The 18216-nt window shown below is 59.3% G+C and carries 17 protein-coding genes; 3 read left to right on the plus strand and 14 right to left on the minus strand.

Annotated features, from left to right (window positions below; genetic code table 11):
* Positions 1–25: 25 nt before the first annotated feature.
* From D0544_RS12985 to D0544_RS13050, 14 genes are all read right to left on the minus strand, one after another.
* Positions 26–784 (minus strand): amino acid ABC transporter ATP-binding protein, encoded by a 759-nt coding sequence (locus D0544_RS12985; protein WP_125016811.1) that lies wholly within the window; start codon positions 782–784, stop codon positions 26–28.
* Position 785: 1 nt separating this feature from the next.
* Positions 786–1865, minus strand: a complete 1080-nt coding sequence (locus tag D0544_RS12990; protein ID WP_125016813.1) for an amino acid ABC transporter permease — start codon at positions 1863–1865, stop codon at positions 786–788.
* 1 nt (position 1866) lies between these two features.
* Positions 1867–3072 (minus strand): amino acid ABC transporter permease, encoded by a 1206-nt coding sequence (locus D0544_RS12995; RefSeq protein ID WP_125016815.1) that lies wholly within the window; start codon positions 3070–3072, stop codon positions 1867–1869.
* A 62-nt stretch (positions 3073–3134) separates the two neighbouring features.
* On the minus strand, positions 3135–4151 hold the full coding sequence (locus D0544_RS13000) for an amino acid ABC transporter substrate-binding protein (protein ID WP_125016817.1): 1017 nt from the start codon (positions 4149–4151) through the stop codon (positions 3135–3137).
* Positions 4152–4314: 163 nt separating this feature from the next.
* Positions 4315–4851, minus strand: coding sequence for a hotdog family protein (locus D0544_RS13005; protein ID WP_424220790.1), 537 nt, complete (start codon positions 4849–4851; stop codon positions 4315–4317).
* Positions 4742–5356, minus strand: coding sequence for a DUF3261 domain-containing protein (locus D0544_RS13010; RefSeq protein WP_125016821.1), 615 nt, complete (start codon positions 5354–5356; stop codon positions 4742–4744). The genes D0544_RS13005 and D0544_RS13010 overlap by 110 nt, the downstream gene beginning before the upstream one ends.
* Entirely contained in the window at positions 5353–7626 is a 2274-nt protein-coding gene (locus D0544_RS13015) for an MMPL family transporter (protein ID WP_164880928.1), read from the minus strand. Before D0544_RS13015 ends, D0544_RS13010 begins: the two co-directional genes overlap by 4 nt.
* Before the next feature lie 71 nt (positions 7627–7697).
* A complete protein-coding gene (locus D0544_RS13020) occupies positions 7698–8351 on the minus strand; it encodes a LolA family protein (protein ID WP_164880929.1) in 654 nt (217 codons plus the stop codon).
* Positions 8348–8803, minus strand: a complete 456-nt coding sequence (locus D0544_RS13025; protein ID WP_125016827.1) for an acyl-CoA thioesterase — start codon at positions 8801–8803, stop codon at positions 8348–8350. The genes D0544_RS13020 and D0544_RS13025 overlap by 4 nt, the downstream gene beginning before the upstream one ends.
* Positions 8769–10496: a glycosyltransferase family 2 protein gene (locus D0544_RS13030; RefSeq protein ID WP_125016829.1), complete on the minus strand. Its 1728-nt coding sequence runs from the start codon at positions 10494–10496 to the stop codon at positions 8769–8771. Before D0544_RS13030 ends, D0544_RS13025 begins: the two co-directional genes overlap by 35 nt.
* Positions 10493–10840: a 3-hydroxyacyl-ACP dehydratase FabZ family protein gene (locus D0544_RS13035; protein WP_125016831.1), complete on the minus strand. Its 348-nt coding sequence runs from the start codon at positions 10838–10840 to the stop codon at positions 10493–10495. Before D0544_RS13035 ends, D0544_RS13030 begins: the two co-directional genes overlap by 4 nt.
* The gene (locus D0544_RS13040; protein WP_125016833.1) at positions 10837–11394 is read right to left on the minus strand and encodes a COG4648 family protein; all 558 of its coding nucleotides are present in this window, start codon (positions 11392–11394) and stop codon (positions 10837–10839) included. The genes D0544_RS13035 and D0544_RS13040 overlap by 4 nt, the downstream gene beginning before the upstream one ends.
* A gap of 5 nt (positions 11395–11399) precedes the next feature.
* Positions 11400–11645, minus strand: coding sequence for an acyl carrier protein (locus tag D0544_RS13045; protein WP_125016835.1), 246 nt, complete (start codon positions 11643–11645; stop codon positions 11400–11402).
* A gap of 35 nt (positions 11646–11680) precedes the next feature.
* A complete protein-coding gene (locus D0544_RS13050) occupies positions 11681–12499 on the minus strand; it encodes a lysophospholipid acyltransferase family protein (protein ID WP_125018302.1) in 819 nt (272 codons plus the stop codon).
* Between the two features lie 246 nt (positions 12500–12745).
* Between D0544_RS13050 and D0544_RS13055 the strand changes: the two genes are divergently transcribed.
* From D0544_RS13055 to D0544_RS13065, 3 genes are all read left to right on the plus strand, one after another.
* Positions 12746–13471: a 3-ketoacyl-ACP reductase FabG2 gene (locus tag D0544_RS13055; RefSeq protein ID WP_125016836.1), complete on the plus strand. Its 726-nt coding sequence runs from the start codon at positions 12746–12748 to the stop codon at positions 13469–13471.
* The gene (locus D0544_RS13060) at positions 13471–14697 is read left to right on the plus strand and encodes a beta-ketoacyl-ACP synthase (RefSeq protein WP_125016838.1); all 1227 of its coding nucleotides are present in this window, start codon (positions 13471–13473) and stop codon (positions 14695–14697) included. Before D0544_RS13055 ends, D0544_RS13060 begins: the two co-directional genes overlap by 1 nt.
* 1119 nt (positions 14698–15816) lie before the next feature.
* A complete protein-coding gene (locus D0544_RS13065; RefSeq protein WP_125016840.1) occupies positions 15817–18216 on the plus strand; it encodes a molybdopterin-containing oxidoreductase family protein in 2400 nt (799 codons plus the stop codon).

The following is an 18216-nucleotide window of genomic DNA, read 5'->3' on the forward strand; positions in this document are numbered from 1 at the left end:
GTTTTTTTTGTGCAGGTTTTGGCGACTAGTGTCCCAGGATCTGGCTCAGGAACAGCTGGGTACGCTCGTGCTGCGGGTTATCAAAAAACGAATGCGGCTCGTTTTGCTCAATGATTTCGCCGCCATCCATGAAGATCACCCGGTCGGCCACGGTCTTGGCAAAGCCCATCTCGTGGGTGACGCAGAGCATGGTCATCCCTTCGCCGGCCAGTTCGATCATGACGTCCAGCACCTCCTTGATCATCTCCGGGTCGAGGGCGGAGGTGGGTTCATCGAAGAGCATGATCTTGGGGGCCATACACAGTGAGCGGGCGATCGCCACCCGCTGCTGCTGGCCACCGGACAGCTGGCCCGGGTACTTGCTGGCCTGGTCCGGGATCTTGACCCGCTCAAGGTACTGCATGGCGGTGGCTTCCGCTTCTGCAAGGGGGATTTTGCGCACCAGTTGCGGGGCCAGGGTCAGGTTCTCCAGCACCGTCAGGTGGGGGAAGAGGTTGAAGTGCTGGAACACCATGCCCACCTCGCGGCGTACCGACTCGATGTTTTTGATGTCCTCGTTGAGGTGGATGCCATCGACGATGATCTCGCCCTTCTGGTACACCTCGAGGCGGTTGAGGCAGCGTATCAGGGTGGATTTACCGGAGCCCGAGGGGCCGCAGATCACGATCTTTTCACCACGCTTCACATCCAGGTCGATATCCTTGAGAACGTGAAAGTCGCCGTACCATTTGTTGGCTTTTTTGATCTGGATGACGATCTCATCCTGTGGGGTCTGGGTAGTCATACTAGTGCGAATAGCCTTTCTTGAGGTCTTTCTCCAGGTACTGGCTGTAGCGGGCCATGGAGTAACAGAAGATGAAAAAGAGAGCAGCAGTGAAGACGTAGCCTTCCACGTAGAAGGCGCGCCACTGCGGATCCTTGATAGCCCCCTTGGTGGTGGCCAGCAGGTCGAACAGGCCGATGATGATCACCAGCGAGGTATCCTTGAACATGGAGATAAAGCTGTTGACGGTGGGCGGAATCACCAGCCGCAGGGCCTGGGGCAGGATGATCTTGCGCATCGACTGCCAGTAGCTCAGGGCAAGCCCCTCAGCGGCCTCGTACTGTCCCTTGGGGATCGCCTGCAGCCCGCCGCGGAACACCTCCGCCAGGTAGGCGGCGGTAAACAGGATGATCCCCACCTGGGCCCGCAACAACTTGTCGATCGTGACCCCCTCCGGCAGGAACAGCGGGAACATCACCGACGCCATAAAGAGCACGCTGATCAGCGGCACACCCCTCACCAGTTCGATAAAGCCGATGCAGATGACCCGGACCATCGGCATATGGGAGCGGCGCCCAAGGGCGAGGAAGATCCCCAGCGGGAAGGCGCAGATGGTGCCGATCACCGCCAGCAGCAGAGTCAGGGGCAGGCCACCCCAGAGGCTGTTCTCCACGTAGGTGAGGCCAAATACCCCGCCCCACATCAGGCTACCCAACAGGCCCAAGGAGACGATCCACAGAGGCAGCAGCCAGATTTTCCAGCAGCTCTTGTGCAGGCTGGCACAGATCAGGGCGATAAAACCCAGCATGGCCACCAGGGGGCGCCACTGCTCATCGTAGGGATAGGTGCCAAACAGGATGTAGCGGTGCTTTTCGGCAATAAAGCCCCAGCAGGCTCCCGCACCCGCCTTACAGGCCTGGGGATCCGCAATCCAGGTCGCCTCCAGCAACACCCAGTTGAGGGCAGCGCCCCCCACCTTGTAGAGCAGATAAAGGCAGACCAGGGTAATGAGGGAGTTCAGTGGTGAACTGAACAGGTTTTGTTTTAGCCAGCGCTGGCTGCGACTTGCCAGGGTACGCTGGGTTGCTCCGGAATCACTCATGCTATCGTTCCACCAGTGCCATGCGGTTGTTATACCAGTTCATAAACAGCGAGATACCAAGGCTGAGGCTAAGATAGATCGTCATAAAGATCGCGATCGCCTCAATCGCCTGGCCGGTCTGGTTCATGGTGGTGTTGGAGATGGAAACCAGATCGGGGTATCCCACCGCCACCGCCAGTGAGCTGTTCTTGGTGAGGTTGAGGAACTGGTTGGTCAGCGGAGGGATAATCACCCGCAACGCCTGGGGAAGAATGATCTCCCGCAGTATCTGGCCGGGCCTGAGCCCCAGCGCGTTGGAGGCTTCCCACTGTCCCTTGGGCACTGACTCGATACCGCTGCGTACGATCTCAGCGATGTAGGTGGAGGTGTAGATGGTCAGGCCCAGCAGCAGCGCGGTGAACTCGGTTGAGATATTCCATCCGCCCTTGAAGTTGAAGCCCTGCAATACCGGCGCATCCATGGCGGAGGGAGCTCCAGCCAGCAGATAGGCCGCGATCACCGCCAACAGGGTCAGGCAAAACCCCGCAATGCCGTGGTGGAAGGGTTGTCCGGTCGCCTGTTGACGGCGAATGGCCCAGCGGCGCAGCAACCACCAGCCCAACATCCCCAGCAGGGCGGCGGCGAGCATCCACCAGTAAGCGACGTGATATTCAGGAATGGCGGTGTAGATCCCCCGGTTGGTGATGAAGGTATCACCAAAGGGGTTCAGGGCCTGCCGTGGCTTGGGCAGGCTGGTGTTGATCAGGGCGTACCAGAAAAACAGTTGCAGCAGCAGGGGTACGTTTCTGAAGGTGTTGATATAGGCCCCGGAGAACTGGCGCAGCAGCCAGTTGGGGGAGAGTCGGGCGATCCCCACCAGGGTACCGATCAGGGTCGCCAGCAGGATACCCACTATAGAGACCTTGATGGTGTTGAGTATGCCCACCATCAGCGCACGACCGTAAGTATCGGCGGGGGAGTAGGCGATCATGCTTTCGCTGATGCCGAAGGAGGCTTCCAGCGACAGGAATCCGTAACCGGTCGCAATATTCTGTCGCGCCAGGTTATCCAGGGTATTGCTGACCAGGTACCAGCCCAGCAGGATCAGGGCGCCGGTGACCAAAATCTGGTAGATGATGGCTCGGGTTTTCTCTTCGTAGAACAGCTGCAAAAACCAGGGTCGTTTATTCGCATCGCTACGGGGTAGAGGGGGAGTTAATCTGGACATGTACTCGATTTTTAAAATAAAACGGGGGGCCTGACGACTTCAGGCCCCCCGTGGATTAGCAATTAGCGGATCGGGTTGGGGTACATCAATCCACCCTTGTTCCACAGCGCGTTGATGCCGCGATCGAGACCCAGTTTCTTGGTCACGTTGCGCTCATAGCTTTCGCCGTAGTTACCCACCTGCTTGATGATGTTGTAGGCCCAGGCTTCATCCAGCCCCAGAGCCTCACCCATGCCAGCGGTTACGCCCAGCAGGCGCTGTACGCCCGGGTCGCTGCTCGCTTTCAGGGAGTCGACGTTGGCGGAGGTGATGCCCTTCTCTTCTGCTTCCAGGGATGCGGTCAGGGACCAGGCTACGATATCCAGCCACTCGTCATCGCCGTGGCGAACCGCAGGGCCCAGGGGCTCCTTGGAGATGATTTCTGGCAGGATTACATAGTCATCAGGGTTGGGCGCGCTGGTCTGGCGGTAGGAGGCCAGGCCCGAGGCGTCGGTGGTGTAGACGTCGCAACGACCGGCAAAGAAGGCCTGGATCGCTTCGTTGGCATCTTCGATAACAACCGGCTCAAACTCCATGTTGTTGGCACGGAAGTAGTCCGCCAGGTTCAGCTCGGTGGTGGTGCCGGGCTCAACGCAGACGGTAGCGCCGCTCAGTTCGGTGGCACTCTTGATGCCCATGTTCTTGGCAACCATGAAACCCTGGCCGTCGTAGTAGTTAACGCCAGCGAAGTTAAGGCCCAGCTTGGTGTCGCGGGTCAGGGTCCAGGTGGTGTTACGGGTCAGTACGTCGATCTCACCGGACTGCAGGGCGGTAAAGCGCTGAGCGGCGGTGAGGGGGGTGAACTTGGTCTTGGAGGCATCGCCCAGCACCGCTGCGGCGATGGAGCGGCACAGGTCCACATCGAGACCTTCCCACTGGCCCTGGCTGTCAGGGGCCGAGAAGCCGGGCAAGCTGGTGTTTACGCCACACTGGACGAAGCCCTTTGCTTTGACGGCGTCAACGGTAGGGCCCGCAACGGCGGCGCCGCTGAAGGTTGCGGCAACAAGCGCACCACCTACCAGAGTCTTAAGTGCTTTCATTCATTCACTCCTGGTTATTTTTTAGTTATCGGTCCTGCCCAAGCCTATCGACGGCAGGTTCCCCCATGCCGTGAAGGACGATCCCGGGGCAGAACGTGGGCAAGGTATAGCACGATCGTTTACTTACTGGCAAACCCGCCATCACGGCTCGTACGGTTTTTGATCAAACATTCGCTAATGGTGCCTGAAAGGTGTTCAAACGGGCGCTGGCGAGCTCGTTTCCCTGTGCCAGGAGACGGCAGGAAAAGAGCGCCATGCCCTCGCTGAAATACTCCTGCTCCACCTCAATCTCCAGCTCACAGCCGGGTTCCAGGTGTGAGCGGTGGCTGCGGTAATGGCGCGAGCCGAGCAGGTAGCCGACCCGAACCGGCTCTCCCCGGCGCAGGCAGTGGTAGCCGGCAAAGAGGGCGACTCCCTGTGCCATCAGCTCTATGCCAAGGTAGCCGGGCAGGGTTCCCTGCCTCCCTATAAAGGGGTTGTCGGCGCGCAGGGTGAGGGCGCAGCGAGCGCGGGTTTCGTCAATCGACAGCAGGCGCTCAACCATACGCAGGGGGGGCTGGTGGAGCAGGCAGTCGGTGAGCGGGAAACGATCAGGGTTCAGGGCGGGCCTCCGGGGCGCTGAGGTTAAGCTGTAGGGTGGTAATGAACAGCTGGTAATGACGCTGCTGGTGGCTAAAGTGCAGGTTACCGGCCCAGTGATGGGGCGCTTCACCCTCGATACGGATCAGTAGTTGATCTCCCTGGTAGATGGCGCGCTCCCGGGGGGATTGCTGGAGTCGCAGCCCGGCCTCCGCCAGTACCGGTTGGAGCTGTGGGGCGCTCCAGTAACACAGCATCAGGTCGAGGAGCAGGTTCTCGGCGGCAAAGGGGAGGTCGATCAGGCTGGAATGTTCGCTTGAAAGCCGGTGACCGTCGTAGCTGAGGTTGAGCAGTGGCACACCCAAAGGGCTGAGCAGGACCAGCGACAGTCTCTGGGGGCTGAGCTCGAGAGCGACCAGCAGGCTGTGCTCATCGCCGTCGGCGCGGATCTCGAGGAGCTGGGTCAGGCGAGCGGTGGGCAGGGCAGGGTCGAGGCCCGGAAGCCGGACCTCCACCCCCCGGCTGAGTGAGGCCGAAGGCGGTGAGGGGGGGGGCGGAGTGCTGGCGCAGCCGCTAACCAGCAGCAGAAGCAGCAGGCCTATGCCGCGGTTAAGGGCCGCGCTCATGACGGTCTGCCCGTTGAGGACGCCAGGGGGGCCAGCAGATAGGCGGCCAGCAGGCCCACCAACAGGGTCTGGCCAAAGGCGCTGATCGCCGGGGTTGCGCTCAGGCTGAGCAGGCCGAAGGAGAGCAGGGTGGTGATGGCGGCCAGGGTAACGCCCAGCAGGGTGGTCTGCCAGTTATCGCCCCGCTCGGCAAAAAACAGGGCGTAATCGATGCTGATACCCAATAACAGAAGCAGAGCCAACAGGTGGAACAGGTTGACCGCCTGGCCGCTCCAGCCATTAACTCCCAGAGCCAGGCCCGCAGCCAGCAGGGGGACGGCAATAATCTTTAGCGCCCTAACAGGACCATAGCGCAGGCACAGCATCAGCCCGATGACCAGGTAGGCGGCGGCCAGCATCCAGGCGATACGGTGGCGGTAGCGGGCCAGGATGTCGGAGGTGTCGTCCGCCTGGCTGATAAAATATACCCCTTCCCGGTTTGCACCCAGGGCTTTGATCTGTGCATGACGTTCAGGGGCGAACAGCATAACGCTGGCTACGCCATAGGGTGAGTTATCCAGCCATTGGTTGGAGAGGTGTTTTTGCAGGCCAGAGGATTCAAGTTCGCTTATGGTTAAAAAGTTATCAGTAGTCACATCTGAGTTTTGTGAGTACGTGTCTTCTAATAAATCTCTGGTTATTTCGGGTAAGTTTATAAGCTCCAAATCGTATAGTTTTTTTGTAAGAGAAAAATTCTCGTTTTGTTTTTTTAGGCTTGGAATAATTGCTGAAGTCGATTTTGTATCGGAAGCAAATGATCCGTCATTCTCAATCATAGACTGTAAAAAACGCTCTTCCGCTTGCAGAAGCTGTTCATTGCTGCCTGCTATAAAAAGTATAAAGCTGTTATCAAAATGACTACTAGTCACCTTTCTGATCGCTTCATCCTCCGCCTGAATAGCGCTGTTCAGTGACTGCAACTGGCGCACATCGTCATCGGTTTGCAAGCGGAGAATACCTGCCAGGGCGATTACCCCGAGCAGCAGCAACAGACCCCACTGTTGCCTGGCCGTTGTGCCCTGCCAAAAGGTGATCAACGGACGGTAGAGGGGTAGCAGGGCGTTGGGCGCCTGACGGACACAGGGTTGCAGCAGGCTCGGGTAGACCAGCACCACAGTGAGCCAGGCGACCAGCAAACCGCTGCAGGAAAACAGCGCCAGTTGTTGCAGACCGGGGAAGGGGGTGGCCAGCAGGCCGCTGTAGCCCAACAGGCTACTGGCCAGCCCCAGGGTCAGGGCGGCCAGTATTCGTCCCAGCCCCTGCAGGGGTTGCCACTGTGTCCCCCCTTCGTGCTGCTCGGCAAAATAATGGAAGGCATAGTCGATCGATACCCCGATCAGGCAGGCCCCCATCACCAGGGTAAACAGGTGGATCTGGCCAAACAGCAGCAGGGTGCAGACCAGCCCGGTGAGGACGCCGCTGCCGATCGAAAGCAGGGCGATAAACAGGGGGGTGAAGGAGCGAAATACCCAGAGAACCAGTAACAGCACCCCGCACAGCGAGCCCAGGCCAATGGTGGAGATCTCTTCGCGCGCGCTGTCGGCCCCGGCGGCGGCATAAAAGAGGGCGCCGCTTCGTAGCAGGGTTACCCGCTCGGGTTGGGTGGCCAGAAACTGCTGCAGTCGGTCCAGCAGCTGGCGCTGGGTATTGAGGTCGAAGGGGTCGCTGTTCAGGGTGGCGCGTAATAGCACCTCGTAGCGATCGTCGCCCTGGTGAACCAGCATCCCCTCGTCGATCTCAAGCGGCCCGCCAGCGGGCAGGATCGATTGCAGGAAACGGCGAAAGAGGCCGAAAGGGTCCTGCGCAAACTGCGCGCCGGTGACCCCGGAGAAGGGGTTGTAGAGTGCTTGCAGCGCCTGTTCGCGCAGCTGGACGGACCCCCCGGCCAGTAACTGGCGGCGATCATCCGGGCTCAGCAGACCGTGACGGTGATCGAAATAGAGGCTAGCCAACGCTTGCTGATGGCTCGGGTCCAGCTCCAGCTGGAGCTCGCTGAGCAACCCGCTTGATGCCAGCTCGGCGGCGAGGGCACGTGCGCTCTGGCGTCCCTGCTCGCGCCCCTCGGCTCGAACCAGCAACAGCAGTTGCCTCGACAGGTGTTGGGAAAAGCGCTCCAGCGCCTGTTGCACCGCCGGCTGCTGCTCGCTACGGGGGAGCAGCTCGAGCAGGCTGGTGCGCGGCTGCACCCCCTGTCCAAACAGCAGCGTGGCCTGCCACAGTAGGAGCAGCATCAGCAGGGCCCAAAACGCCAGTCGGGCCGGTTGCCAGTGGGGGGTTAACAGAAGGGAGCGGAGAGGCCTCATCATCTCAAGGGGCGGAACAGCCGCTGCTCCTCCGCGGTGAGGGGTGAGGTGTCGCCACGCAGGTCACGGAACTCGATCTCGACGCCGCCCCCCCTCTTCTCCACCAGCGTCAGCCGTTCAAGCTGCGCCTGGCCCTCAATGCGCACCTCGCTGATGGCATTGCGCAGCTGGCGCTGGATGGGCCGCAACAGCAGCCCCTGTTCGGTGCGGCTGACCTGGAAATCCCGTTGCAGACTGCGCCAGTCGCCGCTGAGGAGGGCGCGAAAGAGGGTGGCGAAATAGAAAGGCACCGGGTCCTTTTCGCGGGTGAGAACAGTGGGCAGTTTGTCGCCGACCTGCTGGATCATCAGCTGGTCGGAAAACACCAGGCGGGTGGTGAATGGGCTCTGCTGCAGCCACAGCAGGCCCTGCTCGCGGGAGAGCACAAAGCGTCCCTCGGACAGCAGGGGACTACTCAGGCTGGGCAGGGTGCGGCTCTGGGTAAACTGGCCGCGCAGGGTGCGGGCCTCCTGCAGGGAGCGCAACAGGGGGGAGCTCTGCAGGCCGCGAGGGTCCCCGGCGCCGTAGCCGCCTCCACCAATGAGGCTGTCCCCCTGGGTTGAAACACAGATCAATAGCAGCAGGCTGGCCAGGGTTCGAAAACAGGTGGTCACAGGGCGCTCCTTACGCGTTGCAGCAGAATCTCCGGTGAGTGCAGGCACAGCCCTCCGCTGCCATCGACCGCCACCTGGATGCTGTGCCCTCGGGTCAGCACCTGGTTACCCGCCTGGTTGTGGATCAGGTAATTGATTCGAAGGCGGTTTTCGTACTCTGCGAGTTGGGCGCTTACCCGGATGCGGTCACCAAAACGGCAGGGCTTGACGTACTTAAGCCGCAGGTCGACCACCGGCCAGCTAAAGCCGCTGGCCGCCATCTCGCGGTAGCCGAAGTCGATCTTTTTCAGCAGCTCGCAACGGGCCAGCTCGAAGTATTTTACGTAGTGTCCGTGCCAGGTAACCCCCATGGGGTCGGTATCGAAGAAGGGGATCTCGAGCTCCAGGCCGGTCCCCGGCAGCGGTCGGCCGCTGGCGCTATCGATGACCGGTGGCAGCGGGTGTCGGCTCATGAGGGAGTCTCCCTGTCTCGTTGTCGGCCCAGAAATCGAAAAAGTTGAACCACTGCAGGGGGCGCTGCAGGCAGTGGTGTTCCAGTCGCGCGGCGTAATCGCCCACCGCCTCCGCCAGGGCAGCATCCCGCTGGCGGCGGGGCAGCTCGAGGCGCTCGCGGAAGGGTTCGAAGATGATATCGAATCCCACCGGGTTACGCAGGCAGAATAGCAACATCACCGGGCAACGCATCAGCGCCGCAAGGATAAAGGGGCCCTGGGGAAAGGGGGCGGCCTCGCCCAGGAAGGGTACCCGCACCACACGCTCGCGGGCGGTGGCGGAGGTGCGATCGCCGACAATGACCACCAGCTCCCCCTGGTCGATCTTCTGCTTGAGGGTCACCGCCAGGGCGGGATCGAAGCGACTCACCTGAATCAGGTTAAGCCGGGCGTCGGGGTTGAGGCTCTCGATCACCTCGTTGAACCGCTGCGCATGTTCGGTAAAGACGATGGCGTTGACCACCAGCCCCGGTACCCGCGTGCCGAGGGCGCGACACACCTCCAGGTTGCCGAGATGGGAACCCAGCAGCAGGGCGCCCCGTCCCTGGGCAAGGGCGTCGGTCAGCAGGGACTCATTATGGAGCTGGATGGGGGTCTTGTCGTGGTCGCCCAGCCACACCGACAGTTTGTCCAGAATCGCCTGGCCAAAGCAGTAAAAATGGGCAAAGCGGGTAGCAATGCCGGGGCTGGGGGCGGGTAACCCCCGCTGCTGAGCCCTTTGTCGAACCCGCTGGAGGTAGGCGCCGGAGGCGCGGCGGGCGCTACCGGCGCAGAGGAAGTAGTAGAGCATCACCGGCAGCAGCAGGACATTGAAGACCCTGCGACCGCACCACTGGTAACTGCGCAGCATAAAGCGGATACCGATACGGCTGCCCCGCTCTCGCCGTTCCGACCAGTGGCGCTCCGAGCCTGGCGTGGGAAGGTGGCGCTGCAGCAGGCGCGGGATACGGCGCAGCATCCCAAACACCAGTCGGGTGTGCAGGCGGGTGATCAGCCAGTTGTCCTGCCAGGCGCGAAAATGGGAGACACCATCGCTGGGGTAGGTGACGCGGGTGGGAAATTGGAGCACCGCCAGCCCCTCCCAGTAGAGGCGCACCAGCACCTCGATGTCGAAATCCATCCGCCGACCCAGCGCCTGCCGGTCCAGCAGCTGTATGCAGGCCTCGAGGGGGTAGGCACGAAAGCCGCACATGGAGTCGCGAATGCTCAGCGACAGAGTCTCTACCCAGACCCAAAAATGGGTCAGGTAGCGGCTGTAGAGGCGGGCGCGGGGCACGGAGTCGTCGTAGCGGGGCTGGCCACTGATCACCGCCTGCGGGTGCTGCCGGCACAGTTCCAGCAGGTGCTGGATATCCGCGACGTCGTGCTGGCCGTCGGCATCGACCTGGATCGCGTGGCTGAACCCCTGTCGCCAGGCCAGGCGCATGCCCGCCATCACCGCCCCCCCTTTGCCCTGGTTTTGGCTGAGCCGGGTCAGCTGCACCGGCTGCAGGGTCTTTTCAAGGCGTCGCAGCTCAGTGGAGGTGGGCTCGTCGCTACCATCATCGACCAGGATGATCGGCAGTCCATAGGGCAGGATCGATGCCACCGTCGGCGCGATGCTGTGGGGATGGTTGTAGACCGGGATCAGGATGCAGGGGCGCAGGGCGGTCACGGGGCAGGCCCCAGGTCGATCCGGCCGCTGGCGACGCTGCCCTCATCATTGCGGTAATGGAACAGTAGCTGGCCGGCATCGGCGAGGTGTTCCAGCTGCAGGTGCAAGCGGCTGCCGGGAAGCACGAGCTGTTGGAACTTGACCCGCTCCAGGGCAAGGAATTGACCCGCCACCCCCAGCCCGCTGGTGGCAAAATGCAGCGCCCAGTGGATCTGCACCACCCCCGGCAGTACCGGGTGGCCGGGGAAGTGGCCCTCGAACCAGAGCAGTTCCGGCGGTAACTCCAGCTCAAGCTCGGCTTGGTGGCTCTGGTAATGGCTGCGGATAACCCGGGGTAGTTTCATTGGTGGGACCCCAGTCGACGGCGCCGGTAAAGCCACTCCGCACCGGCCAGAGTGCCGATCAGCAGGTAGGCGATGAGGCCATTGTAGAGAGTCCAGAGCTCGAGGCTGGCCCACAGCGAGGTGTAGAGCGCCAGACTGCCATTGAGGAGAAAAAACAGGCACCAGCACAGGGTCACCTGGCGGCAATAGCGAACGCCCTCGGCGGGGAGGTCGGGTTGGGTCAGGCGGGCGATGCGCTCCGCCACCGAGGGCCCCCGCCAGAGACTGTAACCAAACAGTGCCAGCAGCGTGGCGTTGACCACCACCGGATAGACCCGCAGGGGCAGATCAGTGTTGAGTACCAGCGCGACCAGCATCAGCCCCACCCCGGCCGCGGCCACCCAGGAGCTGGTGTGCTGCGGGCCAGGGCTACTACGGCCCAATATCCAGCGCAGGCTGAACAGGGCCAGCAGCACCGGCACCACCGCCTGTGCCGACCAGTAGCTGAGGCCCAGGTAGACCGCCAGCGGGTAGAGTGCCGCCAGCAGCCCCAATAGCAGGGTGAGTGGGCGCATCGGGGTCAGCGGAGCAGGGCCTCGACGGCGTCCACCACGTCGCCGACGGTGCGCACCGCCTTGAACTCTTCGGGCTGGATCTTTTTGCCGGTGAGGTTCTGCAGTCGAACCACCAGGTCGACAGCGTCGATGCTGTCCAGGTCAAGATCCTGATAGAGCAGAGCCTGCTCGGTGACCTGTTCGGCCTCGAGCTCGAACAGCTCGACCATGGCGGTTTGCACCTCTTTAAAAATGGCCGCGCGGGTTTGCATGAATCATCCTCAGTGGGTTAGGGGCTGTTGGGGGGCTATTGTACGGATAAGCCGTGGGCTTGCCCACGTTGCTCGGCCTCCCGCTGAAGGGGGCGATTGAGCTGCTGCTGGAGTTCGCGGGTGAGCGTACGGGCTGCCACCGCCAGCGAGGGGCTTTGGTCGATCAGGGGCTGTGGGTCGATGAGGGCGCCCACCTCGATGCGAAAGCGCGGCTGCTGCGCCGGGATCCGGTACCAGGGGGTGTTGCGGGTAAAGACCGGCGGTTGGCAGTGGATGTGCACCAGGCGGATGGGACGGCCGGTCCGTACAGCGATATTGGCGGCGCCCCGGTTGAGTGTGACCGCTTGACCCGGCTCGGTACGGGTGCCCTCGGGGAAAACGATCAGACGCTCACCCGCCGCCAGGCGCTGGCGGCAACGCTCGATCATGGCCGGCCCGGTGGAGTTGGGGAGGTAATCGGCCGCGCTCACCACCCCCTTGAGGAAGGGGTTGCTCCAGAGCGCCTGCTTGACGATGCAGTCGCAGTCGGGCACTTGGGAACCGAGCAGCACAAAGTCCACCAGCGAGGGGTGGTTGGCGATGATCAGGCAGCCTCGATCTGAGCGCAGCCGGTCCGTGCCGGCAAACTCCACCCGAAATACCCCCAGCAGGGTTACGATGCGGGTGAAGGTACGGAAGGTCAGGTTGATCAGCCGCTTCACCCGCCGTTTGCGCACGCCTGAATCTCGGCTCAAGAGGTTAATCAGGGGAAAACAGAGCAGGGCCAGCAGCAGCGCCCCCAGCCCGAAGAGACTAAAACCCATGGCCGTGGCGATGAGGCGCCAGAGCCAGTCTATCGCCGGCAGCCACCGCATCACCGGTACACGCCCCTGGGGTACAGAGGGGTTGAAAGGGAGGTGTGGTAAGGCACGTTCATGGTCGAACGGTTAACCCGGCGCGGTAGAAAAGGGGGGGCATTATAGCCCCCCGGCGCAGGCTTGCGAAGAAAATCCCCACGCGCAAGGGGGGCTTTGCTGGTGCCCTTCCGGGGCCGTTGTTAGAATCGTCCTTTTTTACTGGGAGGGCCAGGCCCCCCCGGTTGTTAGCAGGAGAGTCAGCCCATGGGGCGCAGAGTATTGGTAACGGGGGCCAGCAAGGGGATCGGCAGGGCGATAGCGCTGCGCCTCGGGGCCGACGGATTTCACATCAGTGTGCACTATCACAGTGATCGCCGTGGTGCCGAGGAGACCCTGGCGGAGATTGTCCGCGCCGGTGGCAGCGGAGAGGTTCTGTCCTTCGATGTGGCCGACCGCGTTGCCTGCCGAGAGGTGCTCGAGGCGCAGATCGAGGCGCAGGGAGCCTGGTATGGGGTGGTCTGTAATGCCGGTATCTGTGCCGACACCGCGTTCCCGGCGATGACCGATGCGCAGTGGGACGGGGTCATGCAGACCAACCTTGATGGATTCTATAACGTCCTCCACCCCTGCGTGATGCCGATGGTGCGCGCGCGCGCGGGCGGTCGCATCATCACCCTCTCCTCGGTGTCCGGGTTGGTGGGTAACCGGGGGCAGGTCAACTACAGCGCAGCCAAGGCCGGTATCATCGGCGCCAGCAAGGCACTGGCGCTGGAGCTGGCCAAGCGCAGGATCACCGTCAACTGCATCGCCCCCGGGCTGATCGACACCGCCATGGTATCGGAGGTAGAAACGGCAGAGGCACTCAAGCTGATCCCGGCGCGGCGCCTGGGATCGGCCGAGGAGGTGGCGGGGCTGGCGGGCTACCTGATGTCGGACCTGGCGGGCTACGTCACCCGACAGGTGATCGCCATCAACGGCGGGATGGTGTGATGAAGCGGGTCGTTGTAACCGGGATGTCCGGGGTGACTGCACTGGGAAGCCAGTGGGGTCAGGTTGAACAGGGGTTGCGAGGACTTACTAACAGGGTACAGGTGCTGCCCGAATGGGCCCGCTACAGCGGCCTTAATACCCGCCTGGGTGCCCCCATCGAGGGCTTCGAGGTACCGGCCCACTATCCCCGCAAGAAGCTGCGTAGCATGGGGCGGGTGTCGCGCCTGGCGACGGTGGCCACCGAAGCCGCGCTGGCCGATGCCGGCCTGCTCGACCATCCGGTCCTGACCGGCGGCCGCACCGGCGTGGCCTACGGCTCCTCCACCGGCAGTACCGAGCCCTTCAAGGCGTTTGGCACCATGCTCAACGAGTACAGCACCCGCGGAGTGACCGCCAACTCCTATATCCAGATGATGTCCCACACCGCCGCAGTTAACCTGGCCCTCTTTTTTGGCGCGACGGGGCGGGTGATCACCACCAGCAGCGCCTGTACCTCGGGCAGCCAGGGGATCGGCTACGCCTGGGAGGCGATTCGCCACGGCTACCAGACGGTGATGATCGCCGGCGGTGCCGAGGAGCTGTGTCCCACCGAAGTGGCGGTATTCGACACCCTCTACGCCACCAGTGTGCGCAACGAGGAGCCCGAGGCAACGCCGCGCCCGTTCGACGCCGCGCGTGACGGGCTGGTGATTGGCGAGGGAGCGGGCACCCTGATCCTCGAGGAGCTGGAGCACGCGCAGGCGCGGGGGGCGACCATTCACGCCGAGCTGGTCGGTTTTGGCACCAACAACGATGCTCAGCACGTGACCCAGCCCACCGATGCCACCATGCGGGTGGCGATGGAGCTGGCGCTGGAATCGGCAGCCCTTGGTGGTGATGCGATCGGCTACGTCTGCGCCCACGGCACCGCCACCGAGCGGGGTGATATCGCCGAGTCGCAGGCCACCGCGGCGCTGTTTGGCAACCGGGTGCCGGTGAGCTCGCTGAAGAGCTACCTGGGCCATACCCTGGGAGCCTGTGGGGCGCTGGAATCCTGGATGGGCATCGAGATGATGAAGCGGGGCTGGTTTGCCCCCACCATCAACCTGGAGCGGGTGGACCCCGCCTGCGCGGAGCTGGACTACGTGCAGGGCGCGGGCCGTGATATCCAGTGCGAGTACTTTATGAACAACAACTTTGCCTTCGGCGGCATCAACACCTCGCTGATCTTCAAGCGTTGGGGTTAGGGGCCACAGGCAGGTCAAACAAGAAACCGGTATCCATGAAACAAGTACCCATGGAATAGGTACAAAAAAGGGGTCCCTATGGCCCAATGCTGTCACGTAAGAGGAGCAGTATTGCGATCTAGCGGATCTTCACCGTTCGAGGCGTTGCTCGCCTCGAACGTCTTTGCGAAAACAAACCTCCGATCCCCGATCTTAGCACCGCTGTCTCGATGAGATTTTACAGCTCCCGCCCCAAGCCATATGAAGGCTGATGTAAATAGGAAACCCTGCCGGCAGGAAAGCTCACAAGCCGATTAGGAGCCGTGTCAGTAACCTACCCTCATATCACCCAGAAATTTTCGAATACGCTCGCTGGAAAGGCCGGCGCTGATCAGCACCTTTTGACCCAAGATGCTGTTGGCTCAGCCCACGCTATAAGCGTGCACAAGCCAGAGCATCTCGGTGCAGATGATTTTTGACGTCTTGGTGAGACATTGGGTCGAGCCCATCCAGGATTTGATCGTGCCAGACGGGCGCCTGGCCATCAATTTGCGGGTCAGTAGCATCTCTGGCTTTCGCTAAAAAAACCCTTACACCGCTTCTAGTATTGCCTCGGTGACCTAAGTCACAAAGGCGATTGCTTGTCAAGAGGGTGATCCAGATCAATATAAAATGGGTGGTTTTGGCTATAGTGCAGAAAGTTTAAAACGGATGTTTGAATCACCTTTCCAGGGAGGATAGGGATCATGAAACACACTTCAAAGCTACTTAAGCTCTCTGGCTGGCTAGCTCTGCCGCTATTAAGTCTGGCCGCTCGCAACAGGCGCCGGCGTGGCAATGCGGAATTGAGGACGTAGGCAGTTGCCGAGAAAGGGCGCTCCGGGCTGCGTGATAGGTGTGAGTTGTTGTGAAAATGGATTTTATCCTTCCTATACCCACTTGAGACTGTTCTTAAATTCGTACAGCCGGATTAGAAGAATCCAGTCCACCAGCTACTTCTCACACAGCATCGAATAGCAACGCCCCAAATCCGGCTATGCAAACTCAACTCATGGCGAGATCTGATCACGCACATATATCAATCGATGATGGTTAATCGCTTCATTACATGACACTACGTCTTAAGAATTAGGAGTAGTTATGGAAATAGGAATTTCACGTAGGCGCTTTTTAAAGAATAGCGTCGCACTTTCGGTGGTTGGTGGAGTTACCCTATCTGGACCTCAAGTTATTGCACTGAGTAAGAGTGCCAATATCGATAAACCGGCTAAGTATAGTGTCCCAACCCTTTGTGAGATGTGCGTAAACAAGTGTGCTCTCATTGCCGATGTTCAAGATGGGATCGTTAAAAAGCTAAACCCCAACCCTCTTTTCCCTAAATCAAGAAGTATGCTTTGCGCCCGGGGAGCCGCAGGTATTCATGCCCTTTATGATCCAGATCGGTTAAAAACCCCATTGATCCGAGTAGGTGAACGCGGTGATGGTAAATATAAAGAAGCGACCTGGGATGAAGCCTTTGAATATATAAAAACCAAGCTTGTTAAGATTGTTGATGAAGAAAAAGATAATCGCTCCTGCATCGGATATTGTGCGGGCGAAGGTATGGCTGAACATACTTTTAAAAGTTTTATGGCGAATAAATTCGGCAGCACGAACTTTCTCAATCACGCAACCCTCTGTTTGCAAACTACAATTGCCGGCTATAGCACTACGATAGGCGGATATGGGCAGGCCGATCTTGAGAATGCCAAATATATCATTATGGCAGGTGCTAATCGGGCTGAGGCGATTGTTACTCCTGATACCATGGATATATTTAAACGCACCCGTGGTAGAGGTGCGAAGCTCATTACGGTAGATCCAAGGTATACCAACACAGCAATGCATGCCGACCTTCATGTACCCATTAAGCCAGGCACTGATCTGGCGTTCGTGCTTGCACTGACCTATGTGGTGATATCCAAAGAGCTCTATAACAAGGAATATGTAAAAAATAATTTCAATGACTTTGATAAATACCAAAAACATATTCTAGAAAGCGAATATAAACCCGAGTGGGCGGAACAAATTACCGGAGTGCCAGCAGGTACTATTCGCACCATAGCTCACGACTTTATGGCCGCAGCGCCACAAGCGGTTTATTACCAGGGACGACGCTCTACCTGGACTAAGAATGATTTTCAGCTTCGACGTGCAATGGCGCTATTCAGTGCTTTAGGTGGCGGAGTAGACGTAAAAGGTGGCATTGTTTTTGGCAGCAAACTGCCATTAGCTGCTCACGAAATTAATACGCCACTGTATTTTAATGCTGAGCCCAGAATTGAAGGAGATGCTGCAGCCATTATCGGCTCAAGCGGTTCTTGGGTTGAATGGCGAAATATGGTGGAGGCGGATAAAGCGCCTTACCCCATAAGAGGCATGTTCGTTTACAAACAAAACCCGATGCTTTCAGTGCCAGACACTGCTAGGACCCGCAAAGTATTTGAGAAGATGGATTTGGTAGTGGTTATCGATACGATGCCAAGTGACACCGCATTGATGGCAGATGTAATTTTGCCAGAGTGCTCTTATCTTGAACGTGAAGATCCAATACGAAGTTTTGCTGGTATCGAGCCAGCCATTGGCCTACGCCAAAAAGTTATTGAGCCAATGTACGACAGCAAACCGGTAATTGAAATTATGCGTGGCCTGAGTGCAAAACTCAGCAAGCCGCTTTGGGAAATTACTAAAAAACATGATGAAGATGTTCAGGATGAGCTTGAGGGTGAAGACGAGCTAGCCTATTACCAGGAAAACGGTTTTGATCTCACCGAGCCATATTTGCATTCCCAAGAAGAGCTGAATAAACATGCTTTTGTTGAGAAGTATGGTGAGGAAGCATGGAAAACGATCCGTAAAACAGGGGTCTATTACCCGGGAATGGAAGCGTCATTCAAGAAGATTAATAATAATAGTTATCAATATTATCCTGAAGATAAAAAAGTTTACTCTGTTCTTCCTGTTGAGGAAAAAACAGATGCTAGCCCTGCTGATATAGCGCCCTGGAAGCGTACCTTCAACACCCCAAGTAAAAAAATCGAGTGTTATCTGGGTAATTTTGCCAAAAAAGGTATCGACCCTATGCCTACCTGGCGACAGGAACAACATGTTGATGTTCCCGCCGGCAAATTTAAATTTATTACCGGCCGTCATGCACTACAAACTCAAAACTCTACCCAAAACAATGTGATGTTGTTAGAGCTGATGCGGGAAAACTTTGCCTGGATAAACGATGCTGAAGCAAGAAAGCTGGGCATTGAGCATGGCGATACTATTGAGATCGAAAGTAGTGTTGGCGCTGTTCAAATCAAAGCTTATCCCACTCCTAAAATCGTCCCAGAAACCATTTTTTACGTTCACGGATTTGGTGCGAAATCTGATGGCCTAACGTTCGCTTATCGCAACGGTGCGAGTGACAACGAAATCATAGAAGCTGGCAGTGAACCTGTTTATGGCTCAGCCATCATGCACGAAACTCTAGTGACTGTTAAGAAGGTGTAA

It is taken from the genome of Aestuariirhabdus litorea (assembly GCF_003864255.1).
GTDB lineage: Bacteria > Pseudomonadota > Gammaproteobacteria > Pseudomonadales > Aestuariirhabdaceae > Aestuariirhabdus > Aestuariirhabdus litorea.

Bases quoted from the DNA above. Each gene is read 5' to 3' on its own strand.
- D0544_RS12985 (WP_125016811.1), bottom strand. From the start codon at position 784: ATGACTACCCAGACCCCACAGGATGAGATCGTCATCCAGATCAAAAAA.
- D0544_RS12990 (WP_125016813.1), bottom strand. From the start codon at position 1,865: ATGAGTGATTCCGGAGCAACCCAGCGTACCCTGGCAAGTCGCAGCCAG.
- D0544_RS12995 (WP_125016815.1), bottom strand. From the start codon at position 3,072: ATGTCCAGATTAACTCCCCCTCTACCCCGTAGCGATGCGAATAAACGA.
- D0544_RS13000 (WP_125016817.1), bottom strand. From the start codon at position 4,151: ATGAAAGCACTTAAGACTCTGGTAGGTGGTGCGCTTGTTGCCGCAACC.
- D0544_RS13010 (WP_125016821.1), bottom strand. From the start codon at position 5,356: ATGAGCGCGGCCCTTAACCGCGGCATAGGCCTGCTGCTTCTGCTGCTG.
- D0544_RS13015 (WP_164880928.1), bottom strand. From the start codon at position 7,626: ATGCTGCTCCTACTGTGGCAGGCCACGCTGCTGTTTGGACAGGGGGTG.
- D0544_RS13025 (WP_125016827.1), bottom strand. From the start codon at position 8,803: ATGAGCCGACACCCGCTGCCACCGGTCATCGATAGCGCCAGCGGCCGA.
- D0544_RS13035 (WP_125016831.1), bottom strand. From the start codon at position 10,840: ATGAAACTACCCCGGGTTATCCGCAGCCATTACCAGAGCCACCAAGCC.
- D0544_RS13040 (WP_125016833.1), bottom strand. From the start codon at position 11,394: ATGCGCCCACTCACCCTGCTATTGGGGCTGCTGGCGGCACTCTACCCG.
- D0544_RS13045 (WP_125016835.1), bottom strand. From the start codon at position 11,645: ATGCAAACCCGCGCGGCCATTTTTAAAGAGGTGCAAACCGCCATGGTC.
- D0544_RS13050 (WP_125018302.1), bottom strand. From the start codon at position 12,499: ATGCGGTGGCTGCCGGCGATAGACTGGCTCTGGCGCCTCATCGCCACG.
- D0544_RS13055 (WP_125016836.1), top strand. From the start codon at position 12,746: ATGGGGCGCAGAGTATTGGTAACGGGGGCCAGCAAGGGGATCGGCAGG.
- D0544_RS13060 (WP_125016838.1), top strand. From the start codon at position 13,471: ATGAAGCGGGTCGTTGTAACCGGGATGTCCGGGGTGACTGCACTGGGA.
- D0544_RS13065 (WP_125016840.1), top strand. From the start codon at position 15,817: ATGGAAATAGGAATTTCACGTAGGCGCTTTTTAAAGAATAGCGTCGCA.